Genomic DNA, 14765 nt, shown 5'->3' on the forward strand with positions numbered 1-14765 from the left:
GGCGGCCACCTTTCGCAGGTGGCCGCCGCCGCTGTATTTAACGTCCTGGTCCAAGGCTGCTACCGCCCCCGCCGGACGCAGCTACCGCCCGCGCTGGACCGAACCGCCTTCGGTTCCCACCGCCGTCGGAACCTCCAGCATGGGGATTCCGTCCACGACGACCAGCTGCGGATGGTAGGTCTGCGGCTGCCGCTTATGGGAAAGGTACGCGACGCAGCCGCGGGCGGTAGAGATTTTCTCCAGCATGGTTTCGACGGCGGGCGATGTCACCTCGCTGAGGGTGCGGCCGCGCGTATCCTCCTGGTCCGCGGTGTCCCCCAGGTTGCTGGTGTCCCTCTCCGCGATCACCCTCGCGGCGCTGACCCACGAGCCCCACACGCCCTTGCCGTCCAGCCGGACCGGCTGCTGGTTCACCGGCTGGGTGGCGGCGAAGTAGCGGGTGTCGAAGCGCCGGTGGGCGAAGTCCGGGCTGATCCACCGGGACAGCGGGCGCAGCAGATCGGTGCGCAGGCCCAGTCCCCAGCGGTCCAGCAGCGCGGGAAAACTGCTTTCCTGTTCGGCCACCAGCTGGCGGGCGCGCATCCAGTCCTCGCTGTTGCCGCCCTCGACCAGGGAGACCTCGTCCTGGCCCGCAAGCAGGATTCCGGTCTCCTCGAACAGCTCCCGGATGGCCGCGACGACGTGGGCCCGGGCCTGCTGGTGGTCCTCGATGCCCATGTTCTCGGCCCATTTGCCGGGCGTCGGACCGAACCAGCCGACGGGCCCGTAGTCCGCCTCGTCCAGGCTGCCCCCGGGGAAGGCAATCGTGCCCAGGGGCGATTTGCCGGAGCGGTAGCCAACGTAGGTCTCGGCCCCGTCGACCCCGTCCCGCACCAGGACGACGCTGCTGGCGAGGCGGGCCTTGAGCGGCGACCGCTCGCCGTGCTCCAACCAGCTCCGGGCCGCGGCATGCTGCTCCGGCGGCAGCTGGAACCGCCGCGTTGTCTGGCGGAGCGGGCTAGCTGAACTCGGCAATCAGTTCCACCTCAACCGGAGAGTCGAGGGGCAGGACGGCCACGCCGACCGCCGAACGGGCATGGGAGCCCCCCTCGCCGAAGACCTTGCCCAGAAGTTCGGACGCGCCGTTGATAACGGCGGGCTGGCCGGTGAAGTCCGGCTCGGAGGCGACGAAGCCCACAACCTTGACGATCCGCGTGATGCGGTCCAGGTCGCCGATGACATTCTTGACCGCCGCCAGGGCGTTCAGGGCGCAGGTCGCGGCCAGGTCCTTGGCGGTATCGGCGGAGACGGCGTCGGCACCGTTGCCCACCTTGCCCTTCGCCGGCAGCTCTCCGCTGACCATGGGCAACTGGCCGGAGGTGTAGACGTAGTCGCCCGAGACCACGGCGGGCACGTAGGCGGCCACGGGGGCCACCACTTCCGGGAGGGTCAGGCCGAGCTCGGCGAGGCGCTCCTCGACGGCTGATACGCGGGCATCCTGCTGCTGCGCCATGCTAGTTCTTCTCCCTCTTCAGGTAGGCAACAAGGTTGGTGGAGTCCGGTCCCGGAACTACCTGGACCAGCTCCCAGCCATCATCGCCCCACTGGTCGAGAATCTGCTTGGTGGCGTGGATAATGAGCGGTACAGTGGCGTATTCCCATTTCGTCATAAGTCAACGGTAACGCCTGCTTGTAAACTAGGGCGCATGGCGGCTCGTAAATCCCCCCTTTTTGACACTGCTACAACGCTGGGCAAAATCGTGGCATTCCTTGGCATCAGTGCGCTCTGCGGCGTTCTGGCGGCCGGTCTGCTCGTTCCTGCAGCGGCTGTGGCAGGCGTCGGGGCAACCTCATCCATCGACTATTTCGACCAGCTGCCTGACGAGCTGCAGACCAACCCGTTGTCCCAGCCCTCCAAGATCTACTCGGCGGACAACAAGCTGATCGCCACGTTCTATGCGGAGAACCGTGTGCCTGTGACCTTGGACAAGGTCTCCCAGCACATGCAGGACGCCATCGTCTCCATCGAAGACGTGCGGTTCTACGAGCACGGCGGCGTGGATCCCCAGGGCATCATGCGCGCCGCGGTGACCAACATGGCCGGCGGCAGCCTCCAGGGCGCGTCCACGCTGACCATGCAGTATGTCAACAACGTCCTGATCGACGCCGGAGCTTCCGAGGGCAAGAGCGCCGACGAACTGACCATCAGCGGCACCAAGTCCATCGGGGACAAGCTGCGCGAAGCCAAGCTGGCCATCGCGCTGGAGAAGGAGTACTCCAAAGAGGAGATCCTGCAGGGGTACCTGAACATCGTGCTCTTCAGCGGCCAGACCTACGGCATCGAGGCGGCGGCCCAGACGTTCTTCGGGATTCCGGCTTCCAAGCTGAACATCCAGCAGTCCGCCATGCTCGCCGGGATGGTCCAGTCGCCCAACTACTTCAACCCGGTGTCCAACCCCGAGGCCACGAAGGAGCGGCGCAACTCGGTGCTCGCCGCCATGCTGAGCGCCAAGAAAATCACCCAGGAAGAGTACGACAAGGCTGCCGCATCGGATCTGGGCGTAGACCTGCAGCCGGTCAGCTCCGGCTGCGTCGCGGCCAGCTTCGCCGACTACTTCTGCAGCTACGTCCAGCACGTCATCATGCAGTCCGACCAGTTCGGCAAGGACGCCACCGAGCGCGCCAAGCTCCTGGCCCGCGGCGGCCTGACCATCAAGACCACCCTCGACTCCCGGCTGCAGAAGGAAGCCCAGAAGCAGATCGAGGAAGAGGTGCCGATGGGCGACGAGTCGGGCGCCGGTTCGTCGATGGTGTCGGTGGAACCGGGCACCGGCAAGATCCTCGCCATGGCCCAGAACACGAAGTACAGCCCGGAGCAGGGCGCCAAGAACACCGAGCTCAACTTCAACGTCGACGCGGACATGGGCGGTACTTCCTACGGGTTCCAGCCGGGTTCGACCATGAAGCCGTTCACGACGATCGCGTGGCTGGAATCCGGCCGCACCCTGAACGAGACTGTCGACGCCACCCGTACCTCCTACCCGGCGGGCTACAACTGGAACGCCAGCTGCCTGCCTGCGGGCGCCTGGTTCGACAAGTGGGACTTCAAGAACGCGCTCCCCGGCTACACCCGGCCGATGTCGGTCAGCTACGGCCTGACCAAGTCGGTCAACTCCGCGACCGTAGCCCAGGCGGCCATGCTGGACCTGTGCGACATCCGCGACGCCGCCACCCGGATGGGCGTGCACCGGGCCGTGGACGGCAAGCCGTTCGAGGTCAACAGCCCGTCCTTCGTGATCGGCGGCCAGGAGGTGTCGCCGCTGACCATGTCGGCGGCCTTCGCCACGATCGCCAGCGGCGGCATGTACTGCACCCCCATCTCCCTGAACGAAGTCACGGACGCCCAAGGCAAGAAGTACGAGGTGCCGCAAAAGTCCTGTGAACGAGCCATCTCCGAGGACGTCGCCAAGGCGGTGACGGTCCCGCTGGAGAACCTGGTCAACGACAGTCCCGGCTACATGAACCCCATCGGCGTCCCCGCGGCGGCGAAGACGGGTACCACCGACGTGTCGGAGCAGACCTGGACCGTCGGCTACACCAAGGGCATCTCCACCGCCTCGTGGGTGGGCAACTGGACCAACTACGAGTCGCTGAACGACATCCCGATCAACGGCGTCTCCCGTGACTATGTGGACGGCGCCACCATCGCCGGCGCGCAGTGGACCGACTACATGTCCGCGGTCGCTCCGCTCTACGACACCGGCAGCTTCGGGAGCCCGCCAAGCAGTTTGGTCAACGAGCCGGGCCGGTCTTCGGACAACGGCGGCAACGGAAATAACGACGACTGACCGTGGCCGCTGACACTCTGCGCCGCACCCTTGTTACTGCCGGCCGGGTGGCACTTGGTGCCGCCGCGGCCGGCAGTGCCGTGCTGGCCTACGGAAGCCTGATCGAACGCAACCTCTTCGGAGTGCGGGAAGAAACCCTGCAGGTCCTGCCGCCCGGTCGCCGCCCGCTGAAGCTGCTCCATCTGTCGGACATCCACATGACGCCCGGCCAGAAGCGCAAGCAGGCTTGGCTGCAGGCCCTGGCCAACCTGGAACCGGACCTCGTCGTCAACACCGGCGACAACCTCAGCCACCGCCAGGCCCTCGACCCGCTGCTGGACGCCCTCGGCCCGCTCCGCGAGTTCCCCGGCGTCTTCGTGCCGGGCTCCAACGACTACTACGCGCCGGTCCTGAAGAATCCGTTCACGTACTTCGCCGGTCCCTCCAAGCAGCCGCCGGACTACGCCGACCGGGAGCTGCCGTGGCGGCGCATGCACGCCGTCTTCGGCGAGTCCGGCTGGATCGACCTTTCCAACCGGCACCAGTCCATGGTGCTGCACGGCCTGCGACTGGACTTCACCGGGGTCGACGATCCGCACCTGGGCCGCGACCGGTACACCGGCTTTCCCCACGGCTCTTCCACCGACGGCCAGTCGGACCACCTGCGGATCGCGGTGGCGCACGCCCCGTACCAGCGCGTCCTGGACTACTTCACTGCCGACCGTCCGGACATGATCCTTGCCGGGCACACCCACGGCGGCCAGGTCTGCGTCCCCGGCTACGGGGCATTGGTCAGCAACTGCGACCTGCCCACCTGGCGGGCGCGCGGGCTGACCTACTGGGAGCATGCCGGCCACAGCGTCCCGCTGAACGTCTCGGCCGGGCTGGGCACTTCGCGGATGGCTCCCATCCGGATCGCCTGCCGCCCGGAAGCCGTCCTGCTCCACCTGACGGCGCGTCCCGCCTGAGCCGGGAAGCCGGGCGCGGGCTTTGTGTCGCGGTTCACGGCGCCCCCGATTTCAGCTTTTCGCACATCTCCGCTATTCTTGAACAGTTGCTTTTGCCGATGTGAACAACGACGGCGGGGCTTCAGTTTCGGGGTGTGGCGCAGCTTGGTAGCGCGCGTCGTTCGGGACGACGAGGTCGCAGGTTCAAATCCTGTCACCCCGACGGAACTCTCCAAAGGGCCTCCGGGCCGGCTGATTCAGCCGGCTCCGGGGGTCCTTTTCAGTTGCGCAGGTTCCTCGCCCTCCGTCCAGCCCTCCATGCAACTTTCCCCATTCGGCCTTCCCTTGGCTGCCGGCGCCCCGCCTATCCGGCACGTGGCTTGATCTTTGCGCCGATTCCACAAAGTATTGGTTCCATGGCTGAAGGAGAGCGCAAGGCGCTGATCGTTGGAGCGGGAATCGGCGGGCTGGCTACGGCACTTGCCCTGCAGAACGCCGGGTGGAAGGTCGAGATCCTGGAGCGCTCCGGATCGCTGGAACCCCCGGGAACCGGCCTCTCGCTCTGGCCCAATGCCCTGGCCGCGCTCGAGCGCCTCGGCGTCCTGGACGAGATCCTCGCGGCCGCTGTGCCCGTCCGCGGCGACGTGCTGGACATGGACGGCGAGCCGATCATGCTGCTGGAGCAGCTCGAGGTCCGCCGCCGGTACGGCTTGCCCATCCAGATGATCCACCGCAACGACCTCACCTCGATTTTGGCCAAGCGGCTGAAGGTCAACACCGTCCATCTCGGACTCGGAGTGACGGCCTTCCACCTGGGCTTCCCGCGCAGCTCCGTCGAAATCAGCACGGGAGGACGCAAGAATGCCGACTTGGTGGTCGGGGCGGACGGTCTCTACTCCGTGGTCCGCAGCGCCCTGCTCGGGGTTGGCGCCCCCCGCTCCTCCGGCACGACGGCTCTGCGCGGAATCTGCGACGCCGCCGGGCTGGACAACGGCTTGGTTCCGTGGGGGGAGATGTGGGGCGACGGCGGCGTCTTCGGCGCCACGCCGCTCCCCGGCGGCCGGGTCTACTGGTACGGCACGCTGCCGACCAAGGCCTTGGACCCGTACCGGAGCCAGGGCTGGAAGACCGCCGCCGCCAGCACCTTCGCGCCCTGGCACCGGGGCATCAGGTCCGTGATCGAGCGGACGCCGGAGGACGCCATCATGGCCCACGAACTCTTCGACCGGAAGCCGGAACCCGTCTGGTCCGCCCGCTCCGCCACGCTCGTTGGCGACGCGGCGCATCCGATGCTGCCGTTCCTCGGCCAGGGCGGCTGCCAGGCACTGGAGGACGCGGTGGCGCTGGCGGACGCCCTCGCCCAGCACGAAGCGGTGGCCGACGGCCTGATCGCCTACGAATCGGCCCGGACCCGGCGCGCCAACAAGATCGTCTCGCAGTCCCACTCCATGGCGCGGCTGGCCCAGCTGGATTCGGAGAAGCTCCGCAAGGCCCGCAACACCGCGATGCGGCTGCTGCCCAAGAGCTTCCGGCTCAAGCAACTGGACGCCGTCGTCGGCTACGAAGGACGTTGACAACCACCGGCTTCGGCGCTGCAATGGCTGAAGGAGCCACTGCGCGCGGAGGTCGCCATGAGCCTGCTGGAATACGCCCAACTGGTGCTGGCCGGGCTGGCTGGCGTCGGCATCCTTGCGGCCAGCAGCCGGGCCGCCGCCGCGCCACGAGGCGGGGGGACGGATGCAGCATTCTGGTACTGCTTCGCCGGAGCCGTAGCGGCCCTGGTGCCGCTGCTGTGGGCCTATTCGCTCGGCCCGGCGGCCGGCGCCACCGTGCTGGCGCTGCTCCTGCTGGCCGGCATCCCCGCCGCGGCGCATGTCCTGAAAACCATCGGGCACCGGCGTCCCGTTCCTCCGGACCCCGCCTGGCAGCCGGCGGCCGATACCCACGCAGCGCTGGCGGCGCGCTGGCTGGCCTATGAACTCAACCCCGCTCCCCCGCCGGGCGCCGAGGTCCTGACGGATCCCGCCGCCCCGGCCACGTCCGCCATGGTCCGCGCGCTGGACCGCGCCAACCGGCTGCGGCCGGACCCCTCGGCGCTCCCGGCCGCACAGCGGACCTCGGCCTACATCCTGGCGGTCGCCGAGTTCTCCCGCCGGCTGGACGAGGCGGAAGCAGCCGCCGGAATCAGTCGAACTGCCGGCCGGTGAGGCGCTCGTAGGCCTCCACGTAGCGCGCCCGCGTCTTGGCCACGATGTCCTCCGGCAGCGCCGGCGGCGGCGTATCGGAGGCCTTGTCCCAGCCCGAGGCATCGGAGGTCAGCCAGTCCCGGACAAATTGCTTGTCGAAGGAGGGCTGGGCCTTGCCCGGCTCATAGGTTGCGGCGTCCCAGAAGCGCGAAGAGTCCGGCGTGAGCACCTCGTCGCCCAAGGTGATCGCGCCCGTCACCGGGTCCGTGCCGAACTCCACCTTGGTGTCGGCCAGGATGATGCCGCGGCTGCGGGCGATCTCCTCGGCGCGGCGGTAGATGGCGAGCGTCGTGTCGCGCAGCTTGGCGGCGATGTCGTCACCCACGATCGCCGTCATGTCGTCGTAGGTGATGTTCTCGTCGTGCTCGCCGACCTCGGCCTTCGCCGACGGCGTGAAGATCGCAGGCTCCAGCCGCGATCCGTCGACCAGACCGCCGGGCAGCGGAAGCTCGCACACCGTTCCGGATACACGGTACTCCGCCAGGCCCGAGCCGGTGAGGTAGCCGCGGGCGATGCACTCGACCGGGAACATGTCCAGCTTGCGGCAGACCATGGCCCGGCCGGCCACGGCCTCGGGCACGTCGGTGGAGACGACATGGTTATCAATCCCCCCGAGCTGCTCGAACCACCACAGGCTCAGCTGGGTCAGGATCCGGCCCTTGTCCGGGATCGGCGTGGCCAGCACGTGGTCGTAGGCGCTGATCCGGTCGCTCGCCACGACCAGCACCGTGTCGCCGTCGGCGTCTGCCTCCGGGACGTACAGGTCCCGAACCTTTCCGGAGTAGACGTGGGTCCAGCCCGGCAGCTCCGGGTGTCCTGGCTCGAAGTTCATGCCTGCTCCTTCGCGGTTTCGGTGTTGATGCCCCGGGCCGGAATGCTGATGCCGCCGTTCGCCGCCTTGAGCGCGATGTCCGTGCGGTGCTGCGAACCGTCCAGGTGGATCAGCTCGACCCCTTCGTAGGCCTTCTCGCGGGCGTGGACCAAGTCCTCACCGAGGGCGACGACGGCGAGCACGCGCCCGCCGGCGCTGACCACCTTGTGGTTTTCGTCCAGCTTGGTCCCGGCGTGGACCACGTGCACGCCCTCGAGGGCGTTGGCCTTCTTCAGCCCGCGGATCCGGTCGCCCGTGCGCGGCGTCCCTGGGTAGTTCTCGGCGGCGACCACCACGGCGACGGCGCTGTCCCGGGACCAGCGCAGCTGTTCCTTCCCGTCCAGCTCCCCCTTGGCGGCCGCCAGCAGCAGCTTGCCGAGCGGCGTACGCAGCCGCGCCAGCACGGCCTGGGTCTCCGGATCACCGAACCGGGCGTTGAACTCGATGACGCGCAGGCCGCGGCTGGTGACGGCCAGGCCGCAGTACAGCACGCCGACGAACGGCGTTCCCCTGTTGTCCATCTCCTTGAGCGTGGGCAGCGCGACGCGGTCCATGACCTCGTCCACGAAGCCCTCCGGCAGCCACTCCAGCGGCGTGTAGGCTCCCATGCCGCCCGTGTTCGGGCCCTCGTCGCCGTCGTGGATGCGCTTGAAGTCCTGCGCCGGTACCAGCGGAACCGCATGCTCGCCGTCGCAAATGACGAACAGCGAGACCTCGGGACCGTCCAGGTACTCCTCGATCACCACCTGCCCGCCGGCGTCGAAACACGACTGGGCGTGCGCCAGGGCCTCGCCGCGGTCCGAGGTCACCACCACGCCCTTGCCTGCGGCCAGCCCGTCGTCCTTGACCACGTAGGGCGCGCCGAAAGTGTCCAGCGCGGCGGCGGCCTCGTCCAGGTCCGTGGCCACCCGGGCCATCGCCGTCGGGACGTTCGCGGCGGCCATGACCTGCTTGGCGAAGGCCTTGGATCCCTCGAGCCGGGCGGCTTCCTTGCTCGGGCCGAAGACCGGAATGCCGGCCTCGCGGAGCGGATCCGCCACGCCGGCGGCGAGCGGTGCCTCCGGTCCCACGACCACCAGGTCCGACTCCAGCCTGCGGGCCAGGGCCAGCACCGCGTCCGGGTCGTTGGCGTCGATCGCGTGGGTCGAAACCAACTGGGCGATCCCGGCGTTGCCTGGAGCGGCGTGGACCTCCGTGACAAACGGGTCTTCCAGCAGCGAGCGGACAATTGCGTGTTCGCGGCCACCGGGGCCGATCACAAGTACCTTCACAAGGTCTAAGCCTACTGGCCCGAGGCGCGGCGCTCGAAGTGTTTCCGCACCCGGCCAGGACGCTGCGCCCCCTAGACTGGGTGCCATGCCCGAAACCATCAAAGCCGCCGACGCGGTCGAACTGGCCGCCGTCGAACGCAATGGCTTCATCGAGTCCCGCCATCTGGGCGCGGCTGTCGTCATGGCGTCCGACGGATCCGTGGTCACCGCCCTCGGAGACGTCGATGCCCCGATCTTCCCGCGCTCCACCCTCAAGCCGTTCCAGGCGCTGGCCTCCATGCAGTCCGGGGTGCCGCTGCGCGGCGCCCAGGTGGCGCTCGCCTGCGCCAGCCATGTGGGCTCCTTCGACCACATGGACGTGGTCGACGGCATGCTCAAGGCCGCCGGGCTCGGCCCGGAAGACCTGCGCTGCCCGCCGGCCTGGCCGCAGGACGAGGAAGCCCGGGCGTGGCTCGTGCGCACCGACCGCAACGAACAGCGCCTTGCCTTCAACTGTTCGGGCAAGCACGCCGCCTTCCTCTGGGCCTGCACCGAAAACGGCTGGGATACCGCCACCTACCTGGATCCGAACCACCCGCTGCAGCGCCGCGTGATGGAGGTCGTGTCGGACTACACGGGCGAGGACGTCCGCCACTTGGCCGTGGACGGCTGCGGCGCCCCCGTGCCCGCGGTCTCGCTGACCGGCCTGGCCCGCGCCGTTGGGCGGCTCGCGAAGGCGCCCGGGGACCGCAACGCGGACGCCCGCGCGGCGACGGTGGCCACCGCGATGCTGGACTACCCGTGGGCCGTGCAGGGCAACGGCCGGGAAAACACGATCGTGATGGAGGAGCTGGGCATCCTCGCCAAGCTCGGCGCCGAGGGCGTGATGGTGATGGGCACGGACACCGGAGTCTCGGTGGCCGTCAAGATGCTGGACGGCAACGGACGAGCCTGCTCCCTGGTGGGCCTGACGCTGCTGGCCGCGGCCGGCGCGATCGACGCGGAACAAATCGCGCCGGTGCTGGAAAAGGTCGTCAAGCCCGTGCTCGGCGGCGGACAGCCGGTCGGCAAGATCCGGCTGGCGTCCCCGGTGATGGCGCTGCTGGACTAGGGCACGGCATGGGAGTACGACGGCGGATCGCTCCGGCCGAGGGCCAGGCGGCCCTGCGGGCGTGGCGGCAGGGGTCCGCGGACCGGAAAACCACGGCCGCCGCGGTGCGCTTCAGCCTCGAGGAGCTCGCCGAGCGGGCGCCGGGCAACAGCGTCGAGGTGCGTGTGCCGCCGTTTGGCGTGGCCCAGTGCATCGAGGGTCCGCGCCACACCCGCGGCACCCCGCCGAACGTCATCGAGTGCGATGCCGCCACGTGGCTCGCGCTGGCGACGGGCGAGCTGGCCTGGTCCGCCGCCGTCGGCCGTGGAAAGGTCTCCGCCTCCGGCCTGCGGGCCGAGCTGACCGGCCTGCTGCCGCTCTTCCCCGACGGCGGAGCCACCGCGGCCGGGCGGTAGGCTTAAGCGCATGAGTTCTGAGCACCTCCCCGCCCCCTCGGGCTCCGGGCAGCCCCGCGAAGTCAGCGTCCGCCACGCCCCGAAGTTCGGCCCGTTCATGGGCGCAGGCGTCGTGCTCGGCATCATCGTTGCCGCGGTCTCCGCCTACACCGGGCCGGAGAGCGCCGAGTTCACCCGCGGCGCGGTCTTCGGCTTCCTGGCCGTGCTGTTTGGCGTCGCCGGCATGCTCGTGGGCGCGCTCGTTGTGCTCGTCGTCGACCGCGTCAGCGTGCGGCACAGCCGCAAGATGCTGGCGGTGGAAACCGAGGATCCGGACAGCCCCGCCCCCGGCGGCTCCGAAGGCGGCCGGAAGGACTCCGGCACCGAGACCGGAACCACAGCCTGAAGCCCGTCATCCATTGCCGCGGCCGTGCGGGCTCGTGAGACAATACTCGGGTGGTACGCGGTGACGGAAAACTCTCCCATGATCTTCTCCCCGGCGAAAAGGGACCCCAGGACGCCTGCGGCGTCTTCGGCGTCTGGGCTCCCGGCGAAGAAGTCGCAAAACTGACCTACTACGGTCTCTATGCGCTGCAGCACCGCGGGCAGGAGTCCGCAGGAATCGCTACCAGCGACGGCAAGCGCATCAACGTCTACAAGGACATGGGCCTGGTCTCCCAGGTGTTCGACGAAACGATCCTGAACACGCTGACCGGGCACATCGCCGTCGGACACTGCCGCTACTCGACCACCGGCGGCTCCACCTGGGCCAACGCCCAGCCGACCCTGGGCGCTACCGCCGGCGGCACCGTGGCGCTGGCGCACAACGGCAATCTGACCAACTCGGCGGACCTGTTCGACAAGGTGATCGAGAAATTCGGCAGGCCCGAGCGCGGCGAACTGGCGCAGGGCAACACCACGGATACCGCACTGGTGACGGCGCTGCTGGCCGGCGAGCCCGGCCAGACGCTCGAAGAACGCGCCATGGAGCTGCTGCCGAAGCTGCGCGGCGCCTTCTGCTTCACCTTCATGGACGAGGGCACGCTGTACGCAGCCCGGGACGAGTCCGGGGTCCGGCCCCTGGTGCTCGGCCGGCTGGAACGCGGCTGGGTTGTCGCCTCCGAGACCGCGGCGCTGGACATCGTCGGCGCTTCGTTCGTCCGTGAGATCGAGCCCGGCGAATTCATTGCCGTGGACGAGAACGGCCTTCGCACCCAGCGCTTCGCGGAGAAGAAGCCCGCCGGCTGCGTCTTCGAATACGTCTACCTGGCCCGCCCGGACACCGCCATCAACGGCCGCAGCATCCACGCCGCCCGCGTCGAAATGGGGCGCCGCCTCGCCGCGGAGCACCCTGTCGAGGCGGACCTGGTCATCCCGACTCCGGAGTCCGGCACCCCCGCCGCCATCGGCTATGCGGAAGCCTCCGGCATCCCTTACGGCCAGGGCCTGGTCAAGAACGCCTACGTGGGCCGGACCTTCATCCAGCCGAGCCAGACCATCCGCCAACTGGGCATCCGGCTGAAGCTCAATCCGCTGAAGGAAGTGGTCCGCGGCAAGCGCCTGGTGGTCATCGACGACTCGATCGTCCGCGGCAACACCCAGCGCGCCCTGGTGCGGATGCTGCGCGAGGCCGGCGCGGCCGAGGTCCACGTGCGGATCTCTTCGCCGCCCATCAAATGGCCCTGCTTCTACGGCATCGACTTCGCCAGCCGCGCCGAACTCATCGCCAACGGCATCGGCATTGCGGACGTTTGCGCCTCCCTCGGCGCCGACTCGCTCGGCTATATCTCCGAGGACGGCATGATCGAGGCGACGGAGCAGCCGCGCGAGAAGCTGTGCACCGCCTGCTTCACGGGCCAGTACCCGATCGAGCTCCCGGACGCCGAGCGGCTGGGCAAGAACCTGCTGGAGCGCTCCAACAGCACCGAACAGGAACACGGCTCCTGCGATCCCGGGCCTGATTCGGACCTGGAGAACCTCCTGACCGACGACGACAAGAAAGAACACGTATGACCTCCCCTGAGCAGGGCCCCGGCCCGATCACCTACGCCAGCGCCGGCGTGGACGTCGAAGCCGGCGACAAGGCCGTCGAACTGATGAAGGGTGCCATCAAGGCCACCCACAACCAGAACGTGATCGGCGGGGTTGGCGGCTTCGCCGGGCTGTACGACGTCTCCGCCCTGCTCAAGTACCGGCGGCCGCTGCTGGCCACGTCCACGGACGGCGTCGGCACCAAGGTCGCCATCGCCCAGGCCATGGACATCCACGACACGATCGGCTACGACCTGGTCGGGATGGTTGTCGACGACATCGTCGTGGTCGGTGCCGAGCCGCTGTTCATGACGGACTACATCGCCTGCGGCAAGGTGGTGCCGGAGCGCATCGCCGACATCGTCCGCGGCATCGCCGCCGCCTGCGAGGTGGCCGGAACCGCCCTGGTGGGCGGCGAGACGGCCGAGCACCCCGGGCTGCTGGGCGAGCATGAGTACGACGTCGCGGGAGCGGCCACCGGCGTTGTGGAAGCCGAGGACCTGCTGGGGCCGGATCGTGTCAAGGACGGCGACGTCGTCATCGCCATGGCCTCCTCCGGCATCCACTCCAACGGCTATTCGCTGGTCCGCCGCGTGATCAACCACGCCGGCTGGGCCCTGGACCGCCAGGTTTCCGAATTCGGCCGCACCCTCGGCGAGGAACTGCTGGAGCCCACCAAGGTCTACGCGGCGGACTGCCTGGACCTGGCCCGCTACGAGGCGGCCGGCGTTCACGGCTTCAGCCACGTCACCGGCGGCGGCCTCGCTGCGAACCTGGCCCGCGTCCTGCCGCAGGGACTGATGGCCACCGTGGACCGCTCCACCTGGGAGCTGCCGGCCATCTTCAAGCTGGTCGGCGAGCTCGGCAACGTGCCGCAGGCGGACCTCGAGCGCACGCTGAACCTCGGCGTCGGCATGGTGGCGATCGTCGACGCGGCCGGTGCCGACGCTGCCCTGCGCCGGCTCAACGAGCGCGGGCTGACCGCCTGGACCATGGGCACGGTCGGCGCCCTGGACACGTCGCTGTCCGGTCCGGACTTCGTCCAGGGTGCGAAGGGGGTCGACGGCGGCGCCGTCCGCCTCGTCGGCAGCTACGCCTGATTTCCGCGGAGCCGGCGCACAATGTCCGGTCGCACGGCTTATATATTGAACATACGGAGCGGGCCCTTTCCCTTGCGGAGAGGGCCCGCTCCGTTTAGTTCGCGCGGACGGCCCCAGCCGCACTGTGTAACGCCGCGTTCTGTCACACTGGGCACATGGGTGCGTTCGTCGTCGTTGTCTTTGTCACGCCGGTGACCCGGGGGCTGGTCTTCGAGACCTCCCAATGGCCCCTGCACATCACGCTGGCGCGCTTCGATACCCGGGAACCAGCTGAGGACGTAGCGGAGCGCATCGGCCCGGCCCTAGCGCTTGGAGTCGGTTATCCGGTGACGGTCGGCCAGGACGACCGCTTCGGCCGGAACGGCAGGGTGCAGGTATCACGCGTGGAACCCGACGCGCGACTCCAGTCGCTGCATGAAGCGCTGCTGGACGCTCTGGGCCCGGAGGTCCATCTGCTCAGCCCGCACCAGACGCGCGGCGGATTCCGGCCCCATGTCAGCCACACGGTCGGCAGGCTGCACCCGGGCGATACGGTTGATGTCCGGCAGGCCTGCCTCGTGGATATGCGCCCCGGCGGGGACCACCGGCACCGCAAGGTCCTGGAGGTGTGGCCGTAATCCGGCGGCTAGACGGGACGCACGCAGGCGGCGAAGGAAACTGGACAGCACTCACCGCAGCGGCCGCCGTTGGGCAGACCGCTGCGGTGGGAGTTTACTGCCGATGATGCCGGCCGTCACGCCGGCGGGAGTCAACCGATCCGGCGGGTGCCGCCGTCGTCGTCCCATTCATCGAATTGATCCGCGTACTTGTCCTCATACTCGGAGTAGTCCGGCTCGGCCGGCTCCTCCGGGTACCGGGCGGAAGCACTCTTTGCGCCGGAGAGCTCGCGCTGCAGCGCAGAGTAGTCAGTGTTCGGGGTGAAGTACTTCATCTCCCGAGCCTGCTTGGTAGCTTTTGCCTTTTGACGGCCGCGCCCCATGGCGTGACCCCCTTTTTCGCGTCGATCCGGAGGTGGTCGCTCAGGCAGCG

16 protein-coding genes and 1 tRNA gene are annotated in these 14765 nt (G+C 68.9%); 11 read left to right on the forward strand and 6 right to left on the reverse strand.

The window, feature by feature from the left end:
• Positions 1 to 81 precede the first annotated feature (81 nt).
• From OC550_RS03825 to OC550_RS03835, 3 genes are read right to left on the reverse strand one after another with little or no spacing between them, the layout of a single operon-like run.
• Entirely contained in the window at positions 82 to 1014 is a 933-nt protein-coding gene (locus tag OC550_RS03825) for an NUDIX hydrolase (RefSeq protein WP_262103978.1), read from the reverse strand.
• Entirely contained in the window at positions 998 to 1492 is a 495-nt protein-coding gene (locus OC550_RS03830; protein ID WP_262103979.1) for a RidA family protein, read from the reverse strand. Before OC550_RS03830 ends, OC550_RS03825 begins: the two co-directional genes overlap by 17 nt.
• Position 1493: 1 nt before the next feature.
• The gene (locus OC550_RS03835; RefSeq protein WP_262103980.1) at positions 1494 to 1649 is read right to left on the reverse strand and encodes a DUF4177 domain-containing protein; all 156 of its coding nucleotides are present in this window, start codon (positions 1647 to 1649) and stop codon (positions 1494 to 1496) included.
• A gap of 36 nt (positions 1650 to 1685) precedes the next feature.
• Between OC550_RS03835 and OC550_RS03840 the strand changes: the two genes are divergently transcribed.
• The 5 genes from OC550_RS03840 to OC550_RS03860 all read left to right on the forward strand — a co-directional run bounded on the left by OC550_RS03840 (position 1686) and on the right by OC550_RS03860 (position 6960).
• The gene (locus OC550_RS03840; RefSeq protein ID WP_262103981.1) at positions 1686 to 3827 is read left to right on the forward strand and encodes a transglycosylase domain-containing protein; all 2142 of its coding nucleotides are present in this window, start codon (positions 1686 to 1688) and stop codon (positions 3825 to 3827) included.
• Between the two features lie 2 nt (positions 3828 to 3829).
• Positions 3830 to 4774 (forward strand): metallophosphoesterase, encoded by a 945-nt coding sequence (locus OC550_RS03845; protein WP_262103982.1) that lies wholly within the window; start codon positions 3830 to 3832, stop codon positions 4772 to 4774.
• Positions 4775 to 4902: 128 nt separating this feature from the next.
• Positions 4903 to 4976, forward strand: a tRNA-Pro gene (locus OC550_RS03850).
• A 193-nt stretch (positions 4977 to 5169) separates the two neighbouring features.
• On the forward strand, positions 5170 to 6327 hold the full coding sequence (locus tag OC550_RS03855; RefSeq protein ID WP_262103983.1) for an FAD-dependent monooxygenase: 1158 nt from the start codon (positions 5170 to 5172) through the stop codon (positions 6325 to 6327).
• 57 nt (positions 6328 to 6384) lie between these two features.
• Positions 6385 to 6960, forward strand: coding sequence for a hypothetical protein (locus OC550_RS03860; protein ID WP_262103984.1), 576 nt, complete (start codon positions 6385 to 6387; stop codon positions 6958 to 6960).
• Here OC550_RS03860 and OC550_RS03865 read toward each other — a convergent pair.
• Entirely contained in the window at positions 6938 to 7831 is an 894-nt protein-coding gene (locus OC550_RS03865) for a phosphoribosylaminoimidazolesuccinocarboxamide synthase (RefSeq protein ID WP_262103985.1), read from the reverse strand. The two genes, OC550_RS03860 and OC550_RS03865, sit on opposite strands and share 23 nt — an antisense overlap.
• Positions 7828 to 9141: a phosphoribosylamine--glycine ligase gene (gene purD, locus OC550_RS03870; protein ID WP_262103986.1), complete on the reverse strand. Its 1314-nt coding sequence runs from the start codon at positions 9139 to 9141 to the stop codon at positions 7828 to 7830. The genes OC550_RS03865 and purD overlap by 4 nt, the downstream gene beginning before the upstream one ends.
• Before the next feature lie 85 nt (positions 9142 to 9226).
• Here purD and OC550_RS03875 point away from each other — a divergent pair, with 85 nt between their 5' ends.
• From OC550_RS03875 to OC550_RS03900, 6 genes are all read left to right on the forward strand, one after another.
• Positions 9227 to 10231, forward strand: coding sequence for an asparaginase (locus tag OC550_RS03875; RefSeq protein ID WP_262103987.1), 1005 nt, complete (start codon positions 9227 to 9229; stop codon positions 10229 to 10231).
• A gap of 8 nt (positions 10232 to 10239) precedes the next feature.
• On the forward strand, positions 10240 to 10626 hold the full coding sequence (locus tag OC550_RS03880) for a sterol carrier family protein (protein ID WP_262103988.1): 387 nt from the start codon (positions 10240 to 10242) through the stop codon (positions 10624 to 10626).
• A gap of 10 nt (positions 10627 to 10636) precedes the next feature.
• Positions 10637 to 11011 carry a hypothetical protein gene (locus tag OC550_RS03885; RefSeq protein WP_262103989.1) on the forward strand — a complete coding sequence of 125 codons (375 nt, stop codon included), beginning with the start codon at positions 10637 to 10639 and terminating at the stop codon, positions 11009 to 11011.
• A 50-nt stretch (positions 11012 to 11061) separates the two neighbouring features.
• On the forward strand, positions 11062 to 12618 hold the full coding sequence (purF, locus tag OC550_RS03890) for an amidophosphoribosyltransferase (RefSeq protein WP_262103990.1): 1557 nt from the start codon (positions 11062 to 11064) through the stop codon (positions 12616 to 12618).
• Complete coding sequence (gene purM, locus OC550_RS03895; RefSeq protein WP_262103991.1) at positions 12615 to 13736, forward strand: phosphoribosylformylglycinamidine cyclo-ligase; 1122 nt, start codon at positions 12615 to 12617, stop codon at positions 13734 to 13736. Before purF ends, purM begins: the two co-directional genes overlap by 4 nt.
• Positions 13737 to 13891: 155 nt before the next feature.
• A complete protein-coding gene (locus OC550_RS03900; protein WP_262103992.1) occupies positions 13892 to 14353 on the forward strand; it encodes a 2'-5' RNA ligase family protein in 462 nt (153 codons plus the stop codon).
• 131 nt (positions 14354 to 14484) lie between these two features.
• Here the strand turns inward: OC550_RS03900 and OC550_RS03905 are convergent, their stop codons facing one another.
• A complete protein-coding gene (locus OC550_RS03905; RefSeq protein ID WP_262103993.1) occupies positions 14485 to 14715 on the reverse strand; it encodes a DUF3073 domain-containing protein in 231 nt (76 codons plus the stop codon).
• Between the last annotated feature and the right edge of the window lie 50 nt (positions 14716 to 14765).

This window comes from Arthrobacter sp. Marseille-P9274, assembly GCF_946892675.1.
In the GTDB taxonomy this organism is placed as follows: Bacteria; Actinomycetota; Actinomycetes; order Actinomycetales; family Micrococcaceae; genus Crystallibacter.

What these genes read in the sequence shown, in the direction of transcription:
- OC550_RS03830 (WP_262103979.1), bottom strand. Translation starts at nt 1,492, where the DNA reads ATGGCGCAGCAGCAGGATGCCCGCGTATCAGCCGTCGAGGAGCGCCTC.
- OC550_RS03835 (WP_262103980.1), bottom strand. Translation starts at nt 1,649, where the DNA reads ATGACGAAATGGGAATACGCCACTGTACCGCTCATTATCCACGCCACC.
- OC550_RS03840 (WP_262103981.1), top strand. Translation starts at nt 1,686, where the DNA reads ATGGCGGCTCGTAAATCCCCCCTTTTTGACACTGCTACAACGCTGGGC.
- OC550_RS03855 (WP_262103983.1), top strand. Translation starts at nt 5,170, where the DNA reads ATGGCTGAAGGAGAGCGCAAGGCGCTGATCGTTGGAGCGGGAATCGGC.
- OC550_RS03860 (WP_262103984.1), top strand. Translation starts at nt 6,385, where the DNA reads ATGAGCCTGCTGGAATACGCCCAACTGGTGCTGGCCGGGCTGGCTGGC.
- OC550_RS03865 (WP_262103985.1), bottom strand. Translation starts at nt 7,831, where the DNA reads ATGAACTTCGAGCCAGGACACCCGGAGCTGCCGGGCTGGACCCACGTC.
- OC550_RS03875 (WP_262103987.1), top strand. Translation starts at nt 9,227, where the DNA reads ATGCCCGAAACCATCAAAGCCGCCGACGCGGTCGAACTGGCCGCCGTC.
- OC550_RS03880 (WP_262103988.1), top strand. Translation starts at nt 10,240, where the DNA reads ATGGGAGTACGACGGCGGATCGCTCCGGCCGAGGGCCAGGCGGCCCTG.
- OC550_RS03885 (WP_262103989.1), top strand. Translation starts at nt 10,637, where the DNA reads ATGAGTTCTGAGCACCTCCCCGCCCCCTCGGGCTCCGGGCAGCCCCGC.
- purM (WP_262103991.1), top strand. Translation starts at nt 12,615, where the DNA reads ATGACCTCCCCTGAGCAGGGCCCCGGCCCGATCACCTACGCCAGCGCC.
- OC550_RS03900 (WP_262103992.1), top strand. Translation starts at nt 13,892, where the DNA reads ATGGGTGCGTTCGTCGTCGTTGTCTTTGTCACGCCGGTGACCCGGGGG.
- OC550_RS03905 (WP_262103993.1), bottom strand. Translation starts at nt 14,715, where the DNA reads ATGGGGCGCGGCCGTCAAAAGGCAAAAGCTACCAAGCAGGCTCGGGAG.